The sequence below is a fragment of the Shewanella scandinavica genome (assembly GCF_031932065.1).
GTDB lineage: Bacteria > Pseudomonadota > Gammaproteobacteria > Enterobacterales > Shewanellaceae > Shewanella > Shewanella baltica.
Genome location: NZ_JAUOES010000005.1, coordinates 179,395 through 202,646 on the forward strand (window position 1 = coordinate 179,395; position 23,252 = coordinate 202,646).

At 46.4% G+C, this 23,252-nt stretch carries 21 protein-coding genes; 9 read left to right on the forward strand and 12 right to left on the reverse strand.

Annotated features, from left to right (window positions below):
• Positions 1–181: 181 nt before the first annotated feature.
• The 4 genes from Q4Q50_RS05855 to Q4Q50_RS05870 all read right to left on the reverse strand — a co-directional run bounded on the left by Q4Q50_RS05855 (position 182) and on the right by Q4Q50_RS05870 (position 3,177).
• A complete protein-coding gene (locus tag Q4Q50_RS05855) occupies positions 182–610 on the reverse strand; it encodes a PaaI family thioesterase (protein WP_261272185.1) in 429 nt (142 codons plus the stop codon).
• Positions 611–672: 62 nt separating this feature from the next.
• Complete coding sequence (locus Q4Q50_RS05860) at positions 673–2,382, reverse strand: FAD-dependent oxidoreductase (RefSeq protein ID WP_006085189.1); 1,710 nt, start codon at positions 2,380–2,382, stop codon at positions 673–675.
• 36 nt (positions 2,383–2,418) lie between these two features.
• The gene (locus tag Q4Q50_RS05865) at positions 2,419–2,850 is read right to left on the reverse strand and encodes a transcriptional repressor (RefSeq protein WP_306682630.1); all 432 of its coding nucleotides are present in this window, start codon (positions 2,848–2,850) and stop codon (positions 2,419–2,421) included.
• Between the two features lie 45 nt (positions 2,851–2,895).
• Complete coding sequence (locus Q4Q50_RS05870) at positions 2,896–3,177, reverse strand: DUF134 domain-containing protein (RefSeq protein ID WP_006085187.1); 282 nt, start codon at positions 3,175–3,177, stop codon at positions 2,896–2,898.
• Between the two features lie 255 nt (positions 3,178–3,432).
• Between Q4Q50_RS05870 and Q4Q50_RS05875 the strand changes: the two genes are divergently transcribed.
• Positions 3,433–3,675: a hypothetical protein gene (locus tag Q4Q50_RS05875; RefSeq protein ID WP_261272188.1), complete on the forward strand. Its 243-nt coding sequence runs from the start codon at positions 3,433–3,435 to the stop codon at positions 3,673–3,675.
• Between the two features lie 110 nt (positions 3,676–3,785).
• On the opposite strand, the gene Q4Q50_RS05880 is transcribed toward Q4Q50_RS05875, so the two are convergent.
• From Q4Q50_RS05880 to Q4Q50_RS05890, 3 genes are all read right to left on the reverse strand, one after another.
• Entirely contained in the window at positions 3,786–4,295 is a 510-nt protein-coding gene (locus Q4Q50_RS05880; RefSeq protein ID WP_220592436.1) for a YgjV family protein, read from the reverse strand.
• A 139-nt stretch (positions 4,296–4,434) separates the two neighbouring features.
• A complete protein-coding gene (locus Q4Q50_RS05885; RefSeq protein WP_259563934.1) occupies positions 4,435–5,046 on the reverse strand; it encodes a Crp/Fnr family transcriptional regulator in 612 nt (203 codons plus the stop codon).
• A gap of 41 nt (positions 5,047–5,087) precedes the next feature.
• Positions 5,088–5,696, reverse strand: a complete 609-nt coding sequence (locus tag Q4Q50_RS05890) for a fumarylacetoacetate hydrolase family protein (RefSeq protein WP_311898803.1) — start codon at positions 5,694–5,696, stop codon at positions 5,088–5,090.
• A gap of 208 nt (positions 5,697–5,904) precedes the next feature.
• Between Q4Q50_RS05890 and Q4Q50_RS05895 the strand changes: the two genes are divergently transcribed.
• Positions 5,905–7,932: a methyl-accepting chemotaxis protein gene (locus Q4Q50_RS05895; RefSeq protein WP_311898804.1), complete on the forward strand. Its 2,028-nt coding sequence runs from the start codon at positions 5,905–5,907 to the stop codon at positions 7,930–7,932.
• A gap of 158 nt (positions 7,933–8,090) precedes the next feature.
• Here the strand turns inward: Q4Q50_RS05895 and Q4Q50_RS05900 are convergent, their stop codons facing one another.
• Positions 8,091–9,104: a succinylglutamate desuccinylase/aspartoacylase family protein gene (locus Q4Q50_RS05900; protein WP_311889296.1), complete on the reverse strand. Its 1,014-nt coding sequence runs from the start codon at positions 9,102–9,104 to the stop codon at positions 8,091–8,093.
• A gap of 127 nt (positions 9,105–9,231) precedes the next feature.
• Positions 9,232–9,870, reverse strand: a complete 639-nt coding sequence (locus tag Q4Q50_RS05905) for a MarR family winged helix-turn-helix transcriptional regulator (protein WP_311898805.1) — start codon at positions 9,868–9,870, stop codon at positions 9,232–9,234.
• A gap of 230 nt (positions 9,871–10,100) precedes the next feature.
• Between Q4Q50_RS05905 and Q4Q50_RS05910 the strand changes: the two genes are divergently transcribed.
• Complete coding sequence (locus tag Q4Q50_RS05910) at positions 10,101–11,306, forward strand: MFS transporter (protein WP_311898806.1); 1,206 nt, start codon at positions 10,101–10,103, stop codon at positions 11,304–11,306.
• 107 nt (positions 11,307–11,413) lie between these two features.
• Here the strand turns inward: Q4Q50_RS05910 and Q4Q50_RS05915 are convergent, their stop codons facing one another.
• Positions 11,414–11,977: a PhnA domain-containing protein gene (locus tag Q4Q50_RS05915; RefSeq protein WP_012088686.1), complete on the reverse strand. Its 564-nt coding sequence runs from the start codon at positions 11,975–11,977 to the stop codon at positions 11,414–11,416.
• 134 nt (positions 11,978–12,111) lie between these two features.
• On the reverse strand, positions 12,112–14,331 hold the full coding sequence (locus tag Q4Q50_RS05920; protein WP_311898807.1) for a TonB-dependent receptor domain-containing protein: 2,220 nt from the start codon (positions 14,329–14,331) through the stop codon (positions 12,112–12,114).
• 315 nt (positions 14,332–14,646) lie between these two features.
• Here Q4Q50_RS05920 and Q4Q50_RS05925 point away from each other — a divergent pair, with 315 nt between their 5' ends.
• Positions 14,647–15,360: a DUF2461 domain-containing protein gene (locus Q4Q50_RS05925; RefSeq protein WP_311898808.1), complete on the forward strand. Its 714-nt coding sequence runs from the start codon at positions 14,647–14,649 to the stop codon at positions 15,358–15,360.
• A 132-nt stretch (positions 15,361–15,492) separates the two neighbouring features.
• Here Q4Q50_RS05925 and Q4Q50_RS05930 read toward each other — a convergent pair whose 3' ends face one another.
• On the reverse strand, positions 15,493–16,083 hold the full coding sequence (locus tag Q4Q50_RS05930; protein ID WP_311898809.1) for a TetR/AcrR family transcriptional regulator: 591 nt from the start codon (positions 16,081–16,083) through the stop codon (positions 15,493–15,495).
• A gap of 212 nt (positions 16,084–16,295) precedes the next feature.
• Here Q4Q50_RS05930 and Q4Q50_RS05935 point away from each other — a divergent pair, with 212 nt between their 5' ends.
• The 5 genes from Q4Q50_RS05935 (at position 16,296) to Q4Q50_RS05955 (ending at position 23,104) form a co-directional block, all read left to right on the forward strand.
• Positions 16,296–16,937, forward strand: a complete 642-nt coding sequence (locus Q4Q50_RS05935; RefSeq protein ID WP_311898810.1) for a glutathione S-transferase family protein — start codon at positions 16,296–16,298, stop codon at positions 16,935–16,937.
• A gap of 62 nt (positions 16,938–16,999) precedes the next feature.
• Entirely contained in the window at positions 17,000–17,668 is a 669-nt protein-coding gene (locus Q4Q50_RS05940) for a glutathione S-transferase family protein (protein WP_011790070.1), read from the forward strand.
• A gap of 236 nt (positions 17,669–17,904) precedes the next feature.
• Entirely contained in the window at positions 17,905–19,296 is a 1,392-nt protein-coding gene (locus Q4Q50_RS05945; protein ID WP_311898811.1) for an RsmB/NOP family class I SAM-dependent RNA methyltransferase, read from the forward strand.
• Positions 19,297–19,584: 288 nt separating this feature from the next.
• Positions 19,585–19,746 (forward strand): hypothetical protein, encoded by a 162-nt coding sequence (locus Q4Q50_RS05950; protein ID WP_006080915.1) that lies wholly within the window; start codon positions 19,585–19,587, stop codon positions 19,744–19,746.
• A gap of 235 nt (positions 19,747–19,981) precedes the next feature.
• Entirely contained in the window at positions 19,982–23,104 is a 3,123-nt protein-coding gene (locus Q4Q50_RS05955; protein ID WP_311898812.1) for an NAD(P)-binding protein, read from the forward strand.
• The last annotated feature ends 148 nt before the right edge of the window (positions 23,105–23,252 follow it).

Sequence of the window (23,252 nt, forward strand, 5' to 3'; positions counted from 1 at the left end):
ATCGCACAATGTCGGCCATCACATATGATGGCCGACGTGTTAACGCCCAACTGATGCCGCTGATATTTGTTTTTTTGAAACGCTCACGTTATCAATCTGAGATTACGACTTTATGCTTGAAGCTCTCTAAAAAGTTAATTAATTATTTAAAATCAAATTGCTACACGGCTACCTAACAGGGTTAATTTATTACACCTCTCTTAGGTTGAATAAATTTTGCCTTAGCAGTCACACACGCGATATCAGCCACATAAAGTGAGGCTTCCAATTGGTACATTCCCATACGCTGGCTCACGATTCGGCCGACAATTTTAATGGCATCTCCCACCTTTATTGGCGCAACAAAACGCACAGTCATTTCAGCAGTTAATGCTTTTATGCCCTGCATAAACAAACAATGGGTCATAGCGGCATCCACTAAAGAACTGGCAACGCCTCCATGTAGTAGGTTGTTATAGCCCTGAAGCTGGCGATTGACCTTATGATAACCCACAACCTGATCCTTACCGTCAGCAAAAAACTTACACTGCAACGACAAAGGGTTTTGAGTCGCGTCGCCACAGACAAGGCATTGGCTGTGGCTTTGTTTACAGTTTTGATAATTGTTCACGCTGCACCTATTTATTGATGGATGTAAATGGTTTTAAAATCCATCTTTAATGCTGTTCTTCACTAAAAACGTGCATTAACCATTTGATAAGTTTTATAGCCACCACTGAGGTTGCGTACCTTAAAACCATGTTGCACTAACATCCGATAAGCGACATGCCCGCGCAGACCCACTTGGCAAAATACGAGCAGTTCTTTGTCTTTAGGAAGTTCATTGAGCCTGTCTCTCAGTACTGGCAACGGAATATTAATCGCACCAACAATGGCACCCACTGCCGTTAGCTCGCTCGGGTTGCGCACATCGATAATGACTTGTTCAGCCGTCAGATGATCTAGTTCCTGAGAATGGCAAATGGATTCATCACCTAATAAGACGTTTGCAGCCACCATGCCGGCTTGATTCACTACATCACGCGCCGAGCCAAAGGGTGGTGCATAAGTGAGTTCAAGATCGGCTAAATCATAAACTGTCATTCCTGCCCGTTGTGCTACTGCTAACACATCAATGCGTTTGTCGACGCCATCAATCCCAGCGGCTTGAGCCCCTAAAATACGGCCGTTATCAGGGCAAAACAACAGCTTTAGGGTAATGGGATGTGCTCTAGGGTAATAGCTGGCATGGCTAGCGGTGTGCACATAAATCTTTTCAAACGGAATAACTTGCCTTAGCAAACTCTTCTCGTTTAACCCCGTTGAGGCGATTGCCATATCAAACAATTTACAGATTGCAGTACCTTGGGTGGCGCGATACAGCTTATTGCCGCCAAGCATATTATCTGCGGCTAATCGACCTTGACGATTGGCGGGACCTGCGAGTGGAATAAGTATTGGATTACCTGTAACAAAATCATCAGTTTCAATCGCATCGCCTACGGCATAGATGTCCGGGTCAGAAGTGCGCATACTGGCGTCAACGTAAATTCCACCGAGCTTGCCTAAGGTTAAACCGCATTCAGATGCTAAGCGGGTTTCAGGCTTAACACCTATGGCAAGGATCACTAAATCTGTAGCTAAGCTGCTGTTATCACTCAAATCTAAATGTAGATGGTAATGAGGAAACACTGGCGTATCGTAGTCATCGGTAATGTCGGATTCAGCCGGTTGAATAGGACGCTCATGAACTGCGGTCAATCCTGTTTTTAAACGTAAATCCACGCCATTATCGACTAATTTTTGATGCAGTATATTGGCCATTTCAACATCGACCGGCCCCATCACTTGGTCGGCAAGCTCTAGTAAACTCACCTCTAATCCTCGATGTCGTAGTGCTTCTGCCATCTCTAAACCAATAAAGCCACCACCGACGACAGTGGCATGCTTAGGTTTATGCAGCAAAAGGTTAGCTAACACCTTATCCATATCGGGAATATTTCGCAGGCTATGCACAAAATGACTATTAATGCCGCTAATTGGAGGTTTGATTGGCGAGGCACCTGGACTTAGCAACAACTTATCATATGACTCTTGATAGACTTCATCTGTGAGCAGATTACGTATGCTTAACTGCTTGGTTTGTCGATTAATTGCAATCACATCATTAAACACGCGCACTTCAATATTAAAACGTGATTTAAAGCTTTCAGGCGTTTGCAGCAACAAGGCCTCTCTAGACTCTATCTCACCGCCAATATGATAAGGCAAGCCACAGTTCGCAAATGAAATAAACTCGCCTCGCTCTAACATGATAATTTCAGCAGTTTCTGATACACGTCTTGCTCTTGCTGCTGCAGATGCGCCACCAGCAACACCGCCTACAATCACTATTTTAGTCATGTTCTTCTCCAATAAAATTAACGAATAATATTTCGTCTATCTACCCGATTTGCTCTCAAGCTTTCGCTTACAATCAAAACAGTGACCATAAATATTAAGGCTGTGATGATCGATACTCATACCGTGACGTTCAGCTGCTAACCATAAACGTAAGTCAATCAAAGGATCGGCAAACTCAACTAACTTGCCGCAAGTTAAGCAGATTAAATGCTCATGACGCGGTTTCCCATTGAGCTCATACATCGCATTTTCAGACTCAAAAAGCCGCCTTACCACTAAGCCGGCTTGTTCGAAATGCGCCATGATTCGGTACACAGTATTGAGGCCCATGGTCTCGCCCTGCGCATTTAACCCCTGATAGATATTTTCGATGGTTAAATGTTGCTTATCGACTTGAGTTAAAAACTTAAGCAACTTGCATCTTTGAGTGGTGACTTTAAGGCCCGAGTCTTTCAATACTGCTTGCATTACACTTACCTAGACACGTCGATACGCGTTACCAGTGTTCAATACTCAGTTGATATTGTTTGTCATCAGCGCTTTACCGTTGATTAAGCTATCAACCACCTTATACCTTGCCCCTTTAACTAAATTCGCCAAGGTTTGACGTGATACACCCATTGATTTAGCCGCTTCCTGTTGCTGCATGCCGAGTAAATCAACTAAGCGCATAGCCTCGATTTCGTCCTCGGCCAGCGGCACCTGCTCTAACTGTGTCATAGGAATGCCATTAGGCTTAAAACAGATATTGGCTCTTTGGCCACAAATAGTTCTGGGGATTTTTGGTCTGACCATGTTACACCTCGTTTATAGCATATGCCATTTATATTCGGTATAGTTCCCATATGCAACCTATATCAGTAGACGAGGAAAATGCTAAAAGCGGCCTAAGCCATGAAAGCACCGTTCGCTGTTTGCATTTGAGCTTTTCAATATCACCTAAACTCAGGCTATAATCGCCACAACTAAGGCAAATGCCGATTGACAGCGTCGTGAGCTGCTCATTTTTAAGCCATATCATTCACTCAATTTTTAAGGATTTCACTGCCGATGACAACAGCGTCTACTAGCCCCTTTGCCGTGTTAAATCAAACCACTGCAACCTCGTTTAATGAACAGAAAAATCTGATTAAACGGGTATTTAAAGGTAAGCCAGTGCAATGTCCCAGCTGTAAACTGACACTTAAAGTGATATTGCCTGAGCAGGCAAAAGCCGAACAAGCGGCAGGAATTTACTGTGCCAAAGGCTGTACTGATATCGAGCTGGATATGGAAGCCGTCGCGGGACTCTAGCTATCCTAGATTAATCACGCACAAAGATGCTCTTCACATCAACGCCAAAACGACTATGCAAGCGCTAAAAATTTAACCTCTCAGTTAAGGCTAGAGATGACCTTGGCTGATCACGGAAGTTGCTTAAGCCGCCCGCGAAAATAATGCCGATAATAGCCCAGCAAATTACTGCCAATAAATAATATCTCCATCAATACCGCCACGGGCGATCCCACTAAGGCATTGTGAACAAGCCAAAAACTGGTTCCGACTATCATCAGTAATCTAAGATCTTTATCCCTTTGACAGAATGCGGCGCGGGTTTGAAACAAGGTACCTATACAACTGATCACTGTCGTTATGCCATTGAAGGTCACGATACTCATTGCCACTGCTGCGCTAGAAAAACACCACATGGCCACCTTTGACGTCGTAAACATGCTGGTGAGATAACGCACTGTGGCTATGCCCATTAAGCCTGCAGCAGTCCATTGCTGCAACAGACAAAAATGAATAGAAATCAGAATACCCGATACAAAAAGGCAGGCGACAATCCGCTCCCGCGCCTTAAATTGAAACGAAATCAGATCGAAGATAATGGCTATCGCCACCAAAATTTGAGACAAAGTAAACGCAGTCAACTTATTAAGCCCCTTAGCTTTAAGCAATAATGCGCACTCAGATTGCAAGCCTTACAGACTTGAGAGCGCAACTTAAGGCTCAGCATCATGGAAATCGCGCTTTAGCGCATTAACCTAAGTTAACTGGGGGCAAAAAACGTTAAAAAGAGTCTTGAAGTCGTCGACGCATACGCGACAAACTGATTGCCGTAATACCAATATAATTAGCTAGCTGACCTTGGCTTAACCGCTCAAGCCAAAATGGTGAATGTTCGCGTAAATACAGATAACGTTGCTCAGGTGTGTGCAGCAGTAAAAAGGCTTCCTTTTGTTCTTTATACAATAATTGCTGTTTAAGTAACCCTAGTTGCACGGGCTGCAGCGAAGTATCATCCAACACGGATAACGGCATTTGGATAAGTTTACAGGCGCTTAAAGCTTCTAATTGGTAACGAGCGGGAATTTGCTTCAGCCAACTGACATACAAAAAACACAATTCACCCTCGAAATAAAACTCCTTACAGCGCTCTGTGCCCTCCTGAGTATAATGGCAAGCGCGCACGATACCATCCACAACAAAATATGCCTGTGACTGCTCATTTCCTTGGCCAAGAAGCACCTCTCCCGCCGGCACGTTCAACGCTTTAAACTGTGGTAAGTAACGTTCAACAGCAGCTTGACTCGCCCCTAACGCAAGCAAAAATTGTTGCAGAGGCTGGCAAATTGACACCTGCAATACAGCAGTCTTTTTTACGTCATCAGGTTCAATCATGCGAGCTACTCAGCGATTTATCACTAAACACTTAACCATTGTCATTCGAGTAAGGGCTCAGCACTCGCTTGCAAACCCCGGCTCAGCGTCACGTTGAATACACTTTTAGCGGGAATACTTCCCACGCCCTTGGGGGTGCCTGTCATCACAATATCGCCGTCATCTAGACTGATAAAGGCTTGCAGCTCAGATAAAATAGTCTGAGGTTTGTAGATCATTAAATCGATATGCCCCTCTTGAACCAAGTTATCGTTGATACTCAAGGTAAAATGCAGCGGCGCCTCGGCATCATCAATCGCCACAAAGGGGCTGAATAATGCCGCACCATCGAAGGCCTTTGCCCGTTCCCAAGGTAGTCCCTTGGCTTTTAACTTGCTTTGTAAATCACGTTTAGTGAGATCTAAACCAATGGCAACGCTGCTAAAACGGCCATCTTGAAACATAAAACACAGCTCGGTTTCATAGTGCAAGGCTTCGCCTTGATGCTCCGAAAGCAGCACAGTCGACATCGCCGAATTGGGCTTTAAAAACACCACCATGTCGTCGGGTATGTCATTGCCTAACTCATGGATATGGTCGACATAATTACGTCCAATGCAGACAATTTTTGTCGGTACGATACGCTTTTCATCCAACACGACAGATTTCATTTTTAATCCTTTTTACGATACGGTCGAGATTATTTTTAAATAATCAAACCAAGAAGTTAACCTTAACTAGCGCTAAACTCTCAATAGAATAATTCACTTTACTTGTGACGAACTCTGCTACACTTGAATTAATATTTCAATAAAAACAGCGATCTAATCATTAATAAACCCATTTTACAGGGACAGTCATAGAAGAGGTTTTCGCACTATGTTGACGCTTACCATAAAACAAAAAATCATATTTAGCTTTAGTGCCATCGGCGCGCTGCTCATCGCTGGCAGTAGCTTCTTCTACTATTCACTCTCACAAGTACAAACCGCCTATCAAAATATCGAAACCTTAGCCGTACCAGTGCAAAAGCAGAGTAATAGCTTACAACTGGTGCTGTTAAAAATGTCACGCCTTGCCACCCTGGCCCACAGCCAGCAAGACACAACCGCCTTAACCAAAAGCCAGCAAGCGTTTACGGCGCTGCAGAAGAAATATCAAAGTATCGAAAATGAGTTAATTGAACGAGTAGCTGATCAGCCTAAAATGCAGACTTCTCTAGATGAAGCAAAAGCAAGATACCAAGCCTATTTGCAACAAAGCCAGGCCATGTTTAGCGCGAAACTCGCCAATGAACAGGCAAAGCAGCAATACCAACAACTCTTTGAGCGCTTTAACGATGCCAAGACCAACGCCAGTAATGCGATGATCGATCTCGAAACCCTGTCCATCCCCGATAATCCCACTCTGCTCGAAGAGATTGTCGGTACAGGCACGCGTATCGACGACATGTTGTATACGCTAACCAACACTATGGGAGAGCTGATCCACACTCAAAGTTTGGAGGTGATCCAATCGCACCAGCAAGATGTCAGCATCTTACTGGGTAACCTCACCACTAACTTTACCTTTTTAAAACAACAAGCTGATGGGCTTGATACCTTAGGCTTGCTGCAAACCTTCGAACAGCAATATGCGATTATCAATACCTTACTCGCAGCCCCTGCCGAGCTTTATAAAACACAACAAGCCGTGGTTGAGGCGCAGCTACAAGCCGAGCAACATTACCTCGATGCCGATAAAGAATTTAACGCCAATAATCTCGCCTTAGACAAGTTAATCACCTTAGCCGATCGCCGATTTAGCAGCCTGCAAACCATTGCCAGCAATGCAATTGAGCAAGGGCAAACCTTAGCGATAGTGCTCGCATTGGTGTTTATCGTTATGGTGAGTTTTATTTCCTTCTTCACCTCCAAGGCCATGCTCAATCCATTAGCCTTAGTGAATGGCGCGCTGGCTAGCATCGCCCGTGGGGATTTATCTAAACGCATTCATAAACGCCATGACGATGAATTTGGCACCCTGATCGATAACATGAATACCTTGAGTGACGATCTTGCCAAGCTACTCACCAATATCAGCCAAAATGCCCATTCGCTGGACAGCTCAGCCACCCAAACCAATGAGCAAGGTCAGCGCATCGCCAATGCAGCAACCGCGCAAATCAGCCGCGTCGATGAGACTAAAGCCTTAGCTGAACAGATGTTTACCAGTTCTAATTTGGTAACAGAACAGGCCAGTGAGTCGGCGAAACAAATCAGCCAAGCCTCGAAATACGGCAATCAAGTGAAGCAAATTGCCGATGATAATCGCAATAAAATCGCCGAACTGAGCGCCCGCTTAAGTAGTTCGGTTGAGGTCATGTCTCGCTTGAGCATTCAAAGCGATAATATTGGCAGCATTTTAACCACCATTAGCAGCATTGCCGAACAAACCAATTTGCTGGCACTGAACGCTGCCATTGAAGCCGCCAGAGCGGGGGAACATGGACGGGGTTTTGCTGTTGTGGCCGATGAGGTGCGATCCCTTGCCTCACGCACTCAAGCTGCCACCGCTGAAATTCAAACCATGATCACGGCCCTGCAAAAAGAGACCTCCACGGCAGCGAGTGCAATTACCACAGGTCAAAATCAGGCAAACGAATGTGTCGGACAAAGCCAAACCCTGCAGGATGCTATCGCCCACATAGAAAGTACCTTACACACGCTCAATGACATGAGCCTAGAGATCACCCACGCCGCCCACGAGCAGTTAGACTACAGTCAACGTATTGAGTCGAGCATGAGCGAGGCGGCGCAAGCTGCGGATCAAAATGCCAATGAAGCCATGGACATGGCCAAACGCAGCAACGAAGTCACCACGCTTGCCCACTCACTCACCAGCTCAGTGGAACGCTTTAAACTCTAGTGAGTTTAGATTTTGGCAGTGATAACGAAAACTGCATTGAGGGTTACAAAAGTCAGGAGTTAGCGAGGTAAAAATAAGCACTTAAAAATGTTCACAGAAGTCGCAAAACCATCTTAGCGACTTCTGTGGCGGTATATCCAATGCCAACAAGTCTGCGGTTAAGCATATTCCATCAAAAATTCATCGAGTTGTTCGTTAGCCATTTCAATTTCGTCACCTTCAAACTGGGCGATATGGAACATACCCTCGCCTTCGTTAGTAACGGGAATATTGCTGATCCCTATGATAATGCCGTCGGTTGGTGCACGAATGGCCACACTGTCACCGCCGTGGGGACTGACGATATGGGCGATAATATAACCCTTAGTCACCCGCTGGCCGAGCTTGAGCTTCATATTCACTAAACCGTCGGATTCGCTGCGCACCCAATAACTGCGAATGGCGCTGACACTCGATCCCTTATTGCTCACCCGCCCCTTCAACATGCCTAAACTGCGCATCACATTAAGCACGCCCTTAAGGCCAGATTTTATCGACAATTCACTGAAACGTAATGCTTCGCCTGCCTCGTACAAAATACACGGAATGCCCTGTTGGTTAGCGTAACCCCGCATCGAAACACTGCGCGCTTTGGAATGCATGATCAGCGGCGCACCAAAGGCATTGGCCATGCCCAGCATAGTCTCATCGCTGGTATCACAGCGAATTTGCGGCAAGTTATCGCGGTGAATCGCGCCCGTATGTAAATCAATCACATGGGTTGCATGGACTAATAACTGAGTGGCAAAGAGGTTGGCTAACCGGCTTGCCAACGCCCCTTTACTGGAACCAGGGAAGCAGCGGTTGAGATCCCGCCTATCGGGTAAATAACGGGATTGCTGAATAAAACCAAACACATTCACAATCGGCACCACAATCAAGGTGCCCGTCAAATTCTTGGGATTGACTCTGGCTAATAGTCGCCGACAAATCTCAATACCATTGAGTTCATCCCCATGAATGGCGGCGCAAACCAGTAAAGTTGGGCCAGGTTTGGCCCCGTGAAACACTTCTACATGAATATCGAGTTGCGTATCGGTATACAACTTAGCGGCGGCCAGCTTGATCCCCAATTGAGTCCCTGCTGTGACTCGTTTACCTGCTAATTCAAATGCTTCACGTCTTTTTACCATGGCAACTCCCTTGTACTATCGAATGTTGTCCCGCGCGGCTGACTCATATTAGCTAATAGCGCTCGGCTATCGCTTATCGCCAGATGTCTAACACTAGAAACTAAAACTCACGTGAAGTTTAAACGATTTATTGCGGCTCAAATTGGTTCAGCCAAGATTTTAAAATCTGCAACAACATAGGTCTATCTTCAACGCTCACGCCCGCTAACAATGCACTCTGACATTGAATATGCTGCGGCAAGGCCTTATCAATGAGCGCCTTACCCTCAGCAGTTAACGAGACATGTACGGCGCGGCGATCTTCCTTACTGTGCGCCCGCTCAATCAGCCCCTTATTTTCGAGTCTGTCTAAACGGCTCGTCATAGCGCCAGAGCTTAGCATCATGCTCTGATAAAGCTGTGAAGGTGAGAGTGTAAACGGCTCACCCGAACGCCTTAAGGTGGCAAGCACATCGAACTCGCCCTGACCTAAGCCAAATTCGGCGTGGCATTGCAGCAGTACCACTTCGATATATTTCGTTAAACGCGCGATTCGCCCAAGCACAGCCATAGGGATCAAATCATCAGTCACCCCTTGTTGCTGCCACTGGCCGACAATGCTATCCAAACCATCTTCGCTTTCAAGGCCATCTGCTTTGGTGTTCGAAGCCGCTTGGTCTTTATCCGCAGGGCTTGCGTTTTTATCCGCTGAACTCGCGTTAGTACCCGAAGGACTCGCATTAATATCCGCAGGATTCGTGTGAGTGAGTGTCGTTTTCGCTGTCATAGCTTTATCTCAACATAAAGATTCTTTATATCATTCTTTACATCTTAGTCATTTTCTCGCAGAATTAAAATATCTTTACATCAAGATACATTTGAAAGAGATTCTTTTTGAACTGTAGTGATACAACTTCAACCTACTGTTGTTGAAAGGAAATCACCATAAGTGCGCCCAATGCCGCTACAGGTCACTCTTTCAGCAAATCAAACTTAGCTTATTTTTGGAGACAATCCATGCGGTCACCCCAGACAGAGAAAGCGAATTTATTGCTGCTCGGACTCGCGTTCATTCTTATCGGTCTAAATCTGCGCCCCATTCTCGCTTCCGTCGGGCCTTTACTGCCCAGCATACAAGAGGATATCAGCTTAAGTTTTACCTTAGCGTCTATGCTGACATTGTTGCCCGTGCTCGCCATGGGACTGGGCTGCTTTGCGGGTTTTAGTATCGCTAAACGGTTAGGTTTTAATACCGTGATGACGGGATCGTTGCTCCTCTTGATCGTCGCCACGGCAATGCGTTTTTGGGCGATGGATGCAAGCTGGCTTATCTGCTCGGCATTACTGGCGGGAATCGGTATCGCGCTTATTCAAACCATCATGCCTGCCATGATCAAACTCAATTTCGGTGAACGGGTGCCCTTAATGATGGGGCTTTACGTCACCGCCATTATGGGCGGCGCCGCTTTGGCCGCCAGCAGTGCGCCTTTTATCGGGATGAACTTAGGTTGGCGCGCGGGGTTAGGCCATTGGACTTGGTTAGGCATAGTGGCACTGGCGCTATGGCTGATGGTTAAACATAACGCCGCATTGCCGAGTCAAACTACGGAGCAAACTGTGCAGCTTAGCTTTTGGCGTTTTCGTCGCAGTTGGCTATTGGCGATATTTTTTGCTTTAGGCACAAGCTGTTATGTCTGCGTGCTTGCATGGTTAGCCCCCTACGCGGTCGAGTTAGGTTATAGCCAAACTCAATCGGGATTAGTGTTAGGTTTCTTAACCAGCATGGAAGTGATCGCGGGTTTAGTGTTTCCTTGGCTTGCCAGCAAGTCAACAGACAGACGCGCTATTGTTGCCCTACTGTGCTTACTGCAACTCATCGGTTTTATGGGGCTCGCACTCGCCCCTCAAGTGTCGCTATTTTTATGGGCGGGACTAGCGGGATTAGGCATAGGCGGGATTTTTCCACTCGGATTAATTGTGACTATGGATCATCAACAAAATCCGATGTTAGCGGGTAAATTAACCGCCTTTGTACAAGGTGTGGGTTATACCATTGCCGCCATTTCGCCTTGGATTGCTGGATTGATCCGCGATAATTTCAATAGCTTTAACAGTGCATGGTTGTTGCTCGGGGGCTTAAGTCTGATGGCGTGGATACTATCTTGGCAATTTAATCCGCAGGGTTATGCACGCCAATATCAAGTCACCCGCTGCGTATCTTAACTCTCTCATTCAAAATAAAAAAACCGCCATGTCGATTAACGAGCATGGCGGTTTTTATGGTGTGCGGCTCGATAAATCGAGCCCACACTAGGTACAACTTAAACAACTTAAGACTTTTTAACGAAGCACGTCAGGATCACAATGCGAGTACCGTTAACACGGCCTTCAATGTGCTCTGGGTTGTTAGTCAAAGCAATGTTACGCACAGCTGTGCCGCGCTTAGCCACAAAGCTAGTGCCTTTCACGTTTAAATCTTTGATGATCACGACCGTATCGCCAGCGTTAATCACGGCACCATTACTGTCTAACGTTGGGGTAGTGTCGTCACCTACGGCGGCAACTTCAGCATCGCCCCACGCTTTTACATCGTCTTCAAGGTAAAGCATATCCAGTAAATCTTGCGCCCAGCTTTCGCCATTTAAGCGCTTAAGCATACGATATGACATCACTTGAACTGCCGGTACAGGGCTCCACATGCTGTCGTTCAGACAACGCCAGTGGTTCATGTCCATGGTATCCGGTGCCGCAATTTGGCCACTGCAGGTTTCACAAATCATGATCTCATTGTCACGGCCATCGGAGGCTGGCAGATCATAAATCGAGAGTTCGATCTCGCTACCACACAGTTCACACTTGCCGCCACAGCGACTTAGCAATTCATTTTCAGTCATTTTTCTGTTCTATATGCCTAGTAAAACGCGGATTATGCCATAAACGGGCTTTTTTCGGCAGGGGGCTGAGGCAAGATAACCCTATTTTTTATAAGTTTTATAAACCGCGCCCACACTGCCTTGGTGATTAATCTTTAAAATTCATAGGCTAAACTCAAGCGAACATCCCGCCCAGCAGCTGGGATCCCATCGGAGAGAAACGGCACCACTTGCAGATTGGTGAGGTTTTTCACCATCAAACGCACGCTTAATCCCTTTAAACCAGCTTGGGGCTCATAGGCGAGGTACAGGTTCTGCAAGAAGTAATTTTCGCTCGGCGACTCGGCATTAAAGATATCGCCGTGGGGAACATTAGTTTGCGCATCATACCAAGCACCCTGCCAAGCTACTGAAATATCATCGGTAATATACATGCCTAAACGCAAACGAATATCGAGCGGTGCCATGTTGGCTAAATACTCGTCGTCATCTTGGCTGTCTCTGAGTGACCCATTGTGTTGACCTTGCAGCCATGAAACCGCCAGATCACTGAACACGTCTTGATAGCGATATTGGGCCTCAAAATCGGCACCGTAAATATGGTAACCATCAAGATTGGTGTAACCGCTTTGAATTAACTGGGTTTTATCAGACTTAGCCCCACGGCGCTGGGCGATATCATCGCGGCCTAGGTTGGCAAACAGAGTAAGCTGCGTCGTCAGCGCATCATCATTGGCAAGCAGATGCTGGTGCTGTGTCATCAAGCCTAACTTGAAGGCATGTAAGCGTTCGACATCGATGTCGCGACTCGTGCCGGTAATGCTGGCTTTCGCGTATTGCACGGCATAAATCTCATCCACCACAGGGGCTTGCAGACTATAGGCGTAATCAAAGTTTAACCGAGCGTAGTTTGTCAGTTGGTAATCTATGCCTAATCTTGGTGAGAACCCCGAGTGGTGAGTCGAGCTATAATCGTGACCCGCGTTGATGTCGTTATAATCTGGCGCAATATTTGGCCGACCTATGCTGTAGATAAAGTCATATCGTAGCGAGGGAGTGACGGTTAAGTCGTTGGTGAGATGAATCGCATCGCGAACATACACGGCATAGGTGTCTTGGCGACCTTCAGGTTGATAATAAGGTGTGTACCAGCCAAAGTTTTTCTCAGGATTCTTCTCATAACTCTTGTTAAACACGAGCGAAGTACGGTCGAGACTGCGGTACTGCAATCCTGTGGTGATCTCGTGATCGCCAATCAAACTCAAGTTGTTGATATCAATATAATCACGTTTGTAATCTAGCCAAGATTCGTGGCCGAAGTTGCCTACGGAAACCGTCATTTTCTCCCACGCAATATCGGGTCTTACCCAGTGGCGCGCATTCGCCGAATGGGAGATCACCACTTGGGTATCAATCAGCGGATTGCTCGGCGAATAACGATAATTGGCAGACCAAGTGTTGTCTTCATAGGTGTTATAGGCGGTTGTGGCATACAGCGCCTGCTCGTAGGAGCCATACTTTTTGATGTTGTAGTCTGAGATGGCAGGCATGGGGCCACGGCGATTAGCCCAAGGTTTGCGGCCCTCATCGAGATAATGGGTCACGCTCAAGGCCAGTTGGTGATCGCCCTGCTCATAATCAATCTTGCCTAGATAGTTATCTTGCTCATAGCCCGAATATTCAAACTCATCGCCATTGGCTAAAGTCACATCCCCCGCATCACGGCGTGTAAGGTGCAACAACCCCGATAAATGCGGATTCACCCGGCCATAGACAGTTCCCGTATAACCCATAGCGTCATTATTACTGGCGTAGCTGGTTTTGACTCGCGCGCCAACCGCTTGATCGTATTTAAGAAAATCATCGGCCGATTTAGTGACCACATACATGGCCCCACCAAAACCGCCATTGCCCGAGCGCACATCATGGGCGCCTTTAATCACTTCCACTCGTTTGATGAGATCAGGATCGAGGAAAAATGAGCCATAGCGATACTGCTCAAATCCCACCGGAGCATTATCCACATAAACGTTAAAATCTTCGGTCTCGCCAAAGCCCCAAATATTAATCCGCTCACCGCCGCTGCGGGTGCCGCCATCGATATGCGCCCCCGCCATATCATCAATCACTTCGGCGAAGGTCGTCGCCTGCATCTCCTCGATTTGTTCCATGGAAATAATCGCTTCACCCGGTTTAGCGACTGTGATGGCCCTACGATATTGCTGCCCATGAACCTGCAGGATTTCAATCGGCTCAACCTTAGGCTCGCCCAATACCTCAGCGGCGTACAACGGCATTGAGGGCAATATACATAATCCCATAAGCGACAGATTTCTATTCGCTTTCCACTTCTCAAACTTAGGCAAGCAACCCATTCAACGTCTTCCTATTAACAAACCAATCTAAAAATAGGGCGGCATTATAGGCACTAACGAAGAAGATAAGAATAGTTCTCACTTGGCTTTACGTGTAAATAACGGTCTGGTTGAAAACAAGATAGAAACGGTACGCTTCAAAAAATTTAAGTGAAGATCTTGCCTAAGGATGGCAGTATGACTGCCATATTTGATAGCCTTTCATCCTCTATAGAGTGTGCGACCTTGAAATAGTTGAATATACGGCAGTTCGCCCTGCTTGCATCTCTAGGCTGTTGGCACTCGTTTCACATGCATTAATAAGGTTCACCGATAATGGCCACGCTCACGACTAAAATGCCTATTGCGACTGGTGCAACGTTCAGCGCTGCAAGTTTGCAATTTTTAAATCAACTGGCGCAAAACAACTCCCGCGACTGGTTTAAAGCCCATCAGGCGGAATACGAAGAAACAGTGAGAACCCCAGCGCTACAGTTTATCGAGCAAATGCAGCCCAGTATCCTCGCCCTCTCGCCTCGGCTCACTGCCATACCGAAAAAAGTCGGTGGCAGTCTTATGCGCCCCCAGCGAGACAGCCGTTTTAGCAAAGATAAAACGCCCTATAAAACCAATGTTGGTATTCAATTTCGCCATTTTCAGGGCAAAGACGTGCATGCGCCGGGACTGTACTTACACATTGCCAAGGATGGCTGTTTTATTGCTGCGGGGATTTGGCACCCAGAATCGAAAGCCTTAAATGCCATTCGCACTTGTATCGATGATAATCCCAACGGCTATAAAAAAGCGCTACAAATCTTGCAGAGTCATAGATTTAACATGGACGGTGACAGCTTAACTCGACCACCAAAAGGGTTTGATAAAAACCACCCTATGCTGGCGGAGCTAAAACGCAAAGATTTTATCGCCATAAAAAATATCACCTTTGAAGAACTCTGCCGCCCAGATGCCGCCAGTTTCTGTGCCGAGCAATTTGCGCATTGCTCTCAGTTGATGGCCTATCTGTGTTTCGCGCTGGACTTGGATTTCTAGACAATTGATTTTTAACCAATTGATTCGTAAAAATAGACCGTTAAAAAATAGATTGCTAAAAGCAACATGGCCTAGGCGAAAAACCTAGGCCATTCAAACTACAACTTGCACCTTAAATGGCTTAATTTGCACTTAAACTTTTGTATTTAAAGTGCCCAAGTAACTCTGTAAAACTGCGAAGGCATTGTCTAACAGCTCATATTCACCCGCTTTACCTAACACCCTAATTCCTTGTAATTGCAATACTAAAAATGCAGCGACCTGATGTGGTTGTAAATGGGGGAGTAGCTCGCCTCGCGCTTGGCAGTCCTGCAACACTTGGGTGAATGAGGTCTGTAATCGGCAAAATAAACGCTGACATTCCTGCAGCACTCTCTCATCGTCGAGGCTCTTTTCTAATACGGCATTTTGCATAAAACAGCCGTATTTTTGTTCCTGCTGCAGGGCAACAAAGCGAGCTAGATAAGCTGCTATTTCAGTCAAGCCCGCTTTTTCATGCAGCAGAGTATCTGAGGCACCAAAAGAGTAGTTATCGAGGTAGAAACTGAGGCACTCACGGTAAAGCTTCTGCTTGTCACCAAAACTGTTATAAAGGCTAAATCGATTAATGCCTAAATGGCCGACGAGATCGGAAATCGAGGTTTCGGCAAAGCCCTTTTGCCAAAAAAGCTCCATCGCTAATATGAGTTTTTCCTGCCGATCAAAATTACAACTTCGTGCCATAAGCCTGCGACCTAATCTCTTGAATACGCGCTCACAATCAGCTTTACCATTCCTCTTTACCACACTCTTCTTTACTGCAGAAAGTTGAGGGGCAAATCATTCTTGACTGATCGTTTAGATATGACGTAAATTCTATCCTAACCGATCGTTCCGTTAAAGCCTTATATGCTCAAATCGAGCATAAAGCACAGATAAAAACTACAGGACTTTAGATGAAACTCTACGAATTAGCTCCGACTCCCAGCGCGCGTCGCGTCAGTATTTTTCTTGCGGAAAAAGGCATAGAAGTGCCAAGAGTGAACGTCGATATCCGCGGAGGAGAAAATTTAAGTGCCGAATTTAAAGCCAAAAGTGTAAATGGCCGCATTCCACTGCTCGAACTCGACGATGGCAGCTACCTGTGTGAATCGGTTGCTATTTGCCGCTATTTAGAAGAAATCCACCCAAGTGTTCACTCGCTGTTTGGTAATACGCCACTTGAGCGCGCCAAAGTAGAAATGTGGCAACGTATCATAGAGTTACAAGGCTTAATGGTTGGATTTCAAGCCTTTCGTAATTTAAGCGGTGTCTATAAAGACAGGGAAAATTGTGTCGAGTCTTGGGGCACAGAATCACGCCAAAGGGTCATTGACTTCCTACCAAGCTTAGACCAACAATTGAGCAAGTCGCCCTTTGTGGCAGGCGATGAATTCAGCATTGCCGATATTTCGGCTTACGTTTTTATCAGTTTTATTAAAAATTTAGACATCGAAGTGACTGATAACTTGCCGCATATCAAGGCTTGGTTCAACACTATGGCGCAGCGTCCTGCCATAGTATCGTTAACCCCTAAAAATAGCGGCGCTAATGCCTGATGATGAATATTCATGGACACTAAAGTGAGTAGCTATAAGCGTTATAACCTAAAGGAATCATCATGATAGATTTATACACAGCCGCGACCCCTAACGGTTTTAAAATTTCCATCGCACTGGAAGAAATGGGACTTGAATATCGCGTCCATAAATTAGATTTCAGCACCAGTGAGCAAAAACAGCCAGAGTTTATCGCCATCAATCCCAATGGTCGCATTCCCGCCATTATCGACCGCGATAACGAGGATTTTGTGGTATTCGAATCGGGTGCGATTCTGCTGTATCTCGCCGAAAAAACAGGTAAATTCCTGCCAGCCGATCCTAAAAAGCGCTCACAGGTGATCCAATGGTTAATGTTCCAAATGAGCGGCGTCGGACCCATGATGGGTCAAGCTAACGTATTCTTCCGATACTTCCCTGAGAAAATCCCCGCAGCCATTGACCGTTATCAAAAAGAAGGTCGACGTTTATTCGAAGTCATGAATACTCAACTCGCGACAAATCAATATCTTGCTGGTGACGAATACACGATTGCCGACATTGCCACTTGGCCTTGGGTACGTATCCACGAGTGGAGCGGCATCAATATGGAAGGTTTGACCCATTTGCAACGTTGGTTAGATGAGTTAGCGCTCAGACCTGCGTGCCAAAAAGGCATAATCACGCCGCCACCGGTGGAAATGAGCGATGAAGAACGGGCTAAGCAAATCCAAAAGATGGTGACGAAATAATCACCTTCCAAGCGGTAATTGAGCGATAGCCTGCAAATAACCCTTTGGTACTGAATACACCATGAGTCTCAGTGACTCAACCACAAAAAGCCCTGCAAGTTGATACTACTTTGGGGCTTTTTTACTGCCTGTTATCGGGCAAAACTGCTACACTCTGCGCCACTTATTTTCCCCTCTGTTACGGCTATGTCCCTTACATAAGGCGCCGTCACAGAAGCATGATTTAGGCTAAATTTATGGGTAATCCAAGCAGCTTCTCTTCCGGTATGGCATCTAACTCAGTCACATCATCGGCGTTAAATGTTCAGGCAAGCACTCCAGCGCAAAAACGCGCGCTCAGTTACGCCAGTACAATTAAGCAATTATTCGATGAAATTCAAAGCAGTAAAATGCCCGCCGACCGTATTCTAGCAAACTACTTTAGAGAACATAAAAAACACGGCTCAAAGGATCGTAAAGTCATTCGTGAATCCTTGTTTAGTCTATTTCGCTGGTGGGGTTGGTTTCAGCGATTAGGCGATCAGCAAGAATCTGCCGTTTATTTTGCTAGCCTAAGCGCCAGTGCTCTATTGGAAGCCCATTCTTGGCAAGATATTGCCAGCGCTTGGCATGAGTTATCACAATCGCCAATCGATTATCAGCAAGCTCAAGCACTTACTGTTGAAAGTCTCGACGACAAACTGGCATTGATACAGCATTTATTCCCTGCGACTGAGTTTAAGGCACAGGATTTATTACCCGACTGGTTCTGGCAAGTGTGCCCTGTTGATGCAGCGCAGCAAACGCAATTAATTGCTGCTATGTCTAGTCGCCCGCCGATTTGGGGACGCGCGCAAGGGATCACGAGTCAAGATGCAGCGACACAACTGCAAGCGCTCGGCATAGAAGCGAGTTATGGTCATTACTTTAGCGATGCCATCAATCTTGGCAGTAAGAGTATGAATCTTAATGAAATAGCCCTGTATAAAGACGGTAACATCGAGATCCAAGATTTGGCTTCACAGGTCATTGGTCAAATTTGTGCGCCTGAACCCGATGCCCATTGGTGGGATGCTTGTAGCGGTGCTGGCGGCAAAACTCTGCAACTGCGCTCTTTGATGCTAGCTAAAGCTGCTGATAACCAAACGTCATCTGCGGGCAGCATCATATCGTCCGATATTCGCTCCAATGCCCTAGAAGAACTGATGAAACGCGCCCAAAGAGCGCACTTTAACGGTATTAGCGTGGCCCGTTGGAAAAGTGATGCCCTCCCCGTGCCTGCGGATCATTTCGACGGTGTGTTAGTCGATGCCCCGTGCAGTTGTACTGGCACTTGGCGGCGTAATCCTGATATGCGTTGGTTGGATGGTGTTGAAGCCGTGGCCGATAAAGCCGCCTTACAGCTCGATATTTTAAGCCGCAGTAGCCGCGCAGTTAAGGCCGGCGGTATCCTCGTTTACGCTACGTGCTCCTTATCGCCCATCGAGAACCAAGATGTAGCGACGGCGTTTTTACAGCAACATCCAGAGTTCACGCTCACGCCAATACGCCATCCTTTTAGCGGTGAACAAACAGAAATGTTGACCGTGTGGCCCTTTGAGGCCAACAGTGATGGCATGTTCGTCGCACGTATGCTGCGCAGCAAGTAACACTAACTCATTATTTTGTATCAAAACTTGGCGCCCGCCGTTGTGAGCGCCAAGTTCAATCCTACAAAGTGATTCATGATTATAATGAGATTTACTCTTTTATTATCATCAAGATAAACCACATCCTCCCAGTTAAAATCTCTGAAGCGTCCATTTCAGTGGCAAGATATGACTCTTGGACAAAACTTTTCACCATCAGTGATGAAATATTTCGCTTTAGCTTCATCTCACCTTTGGGTAAAAAGATCGGGTGCTGCGAATGGCACAGGTATTTTTGGAATTTTGACCATGTCACACTCCTATGAATTTGACGACGATGATGCGCCATGGGGCGATAACGTCAAAGGTAAGCAAAAGAATAAACGCGTGAAACAGCGCCGCAGGGATACTAAGCGACGTTACTCGGACGATAATACAGAGGTGGATTTCTACCAAAATAAATCGAAGTAACTGAATCTAAGTACCCTAGCCCACGGGTTTGTTTAACGAATTCGTTCTGTGCTAAGCCTGCCAAATCTGAGCAAGTTGGATAATATCCAACTTGCTACTCAATCCCGCGATACCCTCTCAAATTCTTAAAAAATCAATTGTAAAATCAATGGGCTTAATGGCTTATTTGCCCTATGCTTTTTGGGTTATGACTCCCAAGCCATTGGACTTACACTGAAATTTAAGGATGAACACCATGGAAAAACAGCGCCCCGACTTTATTTATCCCCAAGGCAGTATGTTGATGCACTCCCCCTTAGTGTTAAACAAAGCCGATATGTACGGTTTTTTTCTAAAGGGGAAACAAGTAAACCTGCAACGCTCTATTGATAAGACCTTGAATCAAGTTGCCGGTAGTGCAATGTATTTTAGGGTGTTATCTCCCTACGTACTGACAACCTTCACTCAAATTGAAAAAGCCTATTCCGCTTATCCAGAAGACAGAGCCAAGGGTTGGATCCAAGAAACAGACATCATCACTTGGGTCATGGTCGGGCGCCAAGATAGTAGCGACAGCACACAAATCAGCCAAGTGTATTTTCAGCCGCTACACATTTGGGTGAACGATGCCATGGCCTTAATTAATGGCCGTGAACTCTTTGGTTATCCTAAATATTTATGTGAATACACTATGCCTGCTGTGGGTGAACCTCTGACGCGATTATCCCTTGCTACCAAAAGCTTTTTACACTTTTCGCCCGAAACCGAACTTGCCCTGCATCCATTAATTGAGGTGAATTGCGATGCCAAACCCGAGGCGCAGCTTTCCACCCTTGAAGCGATAACTCAAACCTGGCAACTCTTTAAAGAACAAACCGATTTTATTCCAGAACTCGACCAGCTTGGCGAAGAGCAGCTGTTTCATCTGTTATTTAAACCCGCTATCGATCAAGTATTTCTAAAACAGTTCCCCGACTCTTCGGGACAAAAAGCCGTTTATCAAGCCATCGTCGCCGCGCCAGCCCAAGTGAATAAAGTGCACAGTGTTGCCCTGCTCAAAAATGATTTTGTCGCGACCATTTTTGATAATGCCAGCTTCCCGTTACAGGACACGCTCGGGGTCGAGATTGGCGAGCAGCATGTCTTACTGCCTTACCATGTGAACTTTGATTTTGAAGTCCCACCCGGTGAAGTATTAGTTGATAACTCCGAAATCAAAAAACAGAAAATAGCCATTCTCGGTGGCGGTGTCGCGGCAATGACCGCAGCCTGTTATCTGACCGACAAACCCGGCTGGCAGAATCAATACGAGATTGATGTCTACCAACTCGGCTGGCGTATTGGCGGAAAAGGGGCAAGTGGTCGCAATGCTGCTATGGGACAACGCATCGAAGAACATGGCTTACATATTTGGTTTGGTTTCTATCAAAACGCGTTTGCCCTGATGCGTAAAGCGTATGAAGAATTGGATAGACCAGCACACGCGCCGCTCGCGACCTTTCTTGATGCCTTTAAACCCCATAACTTCATCGTATTACAAGAAGAGGTCGATGGCCGTTCTGTGAGTTGGCCGATCACTTTCCCGACGCTACCCGGCATTCCTGGTGATGGCACCGAAACTCTCACCTTCTGGAAAGTTGTTAAAGTCGCCTTTGCGTGGATCAAGGAATGGCTCAAGGACATGGATGACTTGCTTGATGCCGATGAAAAAGCCACGGGAACACCTAAAAACTGGCTCGATAGCAGCTGGTTTGAACGCTTAAAAGATAAGTTAGAGGATTCAGTCGAAGATGCTAAAGAATCACTCGACGCGCTCGGCGATAAGCTCGAATGCCATTTCAATCAAATGATTGGCCGCGAGTGCGATGAGCATGTCCACAGTGAAAGTGACGATGGATTGGTAGAATCCGCTGTCGATGCCCTGCATAAACGACTCGTGAAACGTTTTAGCGGCCATTTAGATAACAATGACGAACTGCGTCACTTGTATATTGCTGCCGATCTCGGACTCACGATCCTCAAGGGCATGTTTGCCGACGATGTATTTGAGAAAGGCTTCGATGCCATCAATGGTTATGATTATCGCGAATGGTTAACCAAACACGGCGCCAGCCTTAAGTACACAGTCGACAGCGCACCCGTGCGCGGTTTTTACGACTTAGTCTTCGCCTATGAGAAAGGTAACTTCGACAAACCCAATGTCGAAGCGGGCACAATTATCCGCGCAATGCTGCGTATCGCCCTCTGCTATCAAGGTGGCGTAATGTGGAAAATGCAGGCGGGAATGGGCGATGTGGTCTTTACCCCTTTCTATGAAGTGCTCAAACGCCGTGGCGTCAACTTCCACTACTTCAATCGCGTCGATAACCTCGAATGCCGTAATCAAAGTATTCAAGCGATTGAGATCACTGAGCAAGTAGCTCTGGCGCCGACAGTCACAAGCTACGATCCCTTGGTCGATGTGAAAGGTCTCGCCTGCTGGCCGAGTACGCCCAATTATGAGCAGCTTGAGCCTGAACAAGCGGCGTTGCTTAAAGCCCATAATATCAATCTGGAACACTTCTGGAGCGATTGGGACAGCGTGTATGAAGCGCACTTTGGCAAAGCCCTGCCGAAAAAGCGCTTAGTCAAAGGGGTGGATTTTGACAAAGTCATCTTCGGTCTTTCCATCGGTTCTGTACCCCATGTGGCGAGTGAAGTCATGGCACAAAGCCCCGCCCTCACACTTTGCGTTGATAAGGTGCAAACCGTTGCGACTCAAGCCTATCAACTGTGGATGAATCAAGATCTGAATGGAATAGGCTGGCCTAATTACTCTGAAGATGGCGAGGAACCCGTATTATCGGGTTTCACCGAACCCTTTGATACTTGGGCATCGATGAACCAACTGCTAGACAAAGAAGATTGGCGCGGTTTAGAACCTAAAAACGCCAGCTACTTTTGCTCTGCATTGCCTGTCGAAGCCTATCCACCAAGCTCGGATGTGGATTTCCAACAACGGAAAACCTTAGAAGCTAAAACCGGTGCTATCCACCAACTCAATACCGAAATCCATAAGCTTTGGCAAAATGTCGGTGATAGCTTCCCTTGGGAATGGCTTCACGATGAACAAGACCGTCAAGGCGTTGCACGCTTCGATAGCCAATATTGGCGCGCGAATGTAGACCCATCCGAACGTTATGTGTTGTCGGTTAAGGACAGTTCGCAGTATCGCATCACAACAGATGGCACAGGGATAGATAACTTGTATATGACGGGCGATTGGATAAAGACAGGCCTTAATGCGGGCTGCGTCGAAGCGGCGACGATGGCGGGTATGCACACCTCAAAAGCCATATCGGGTCATCCAGCCTTAATAAAAGGCGAGAAAGACTTCTAAGTTCCTGTTGAGCAGCTAAATGCTAAACAAAAGAGCACGACCGATACAGACAGTTGTCTAAAATATTCGAGATATTAAGTTAGGTATGTTGCTGGTTTAATCTGCTAGCCATATTTAATCTAATTATCGGAATCTACTCTCTAGAGGA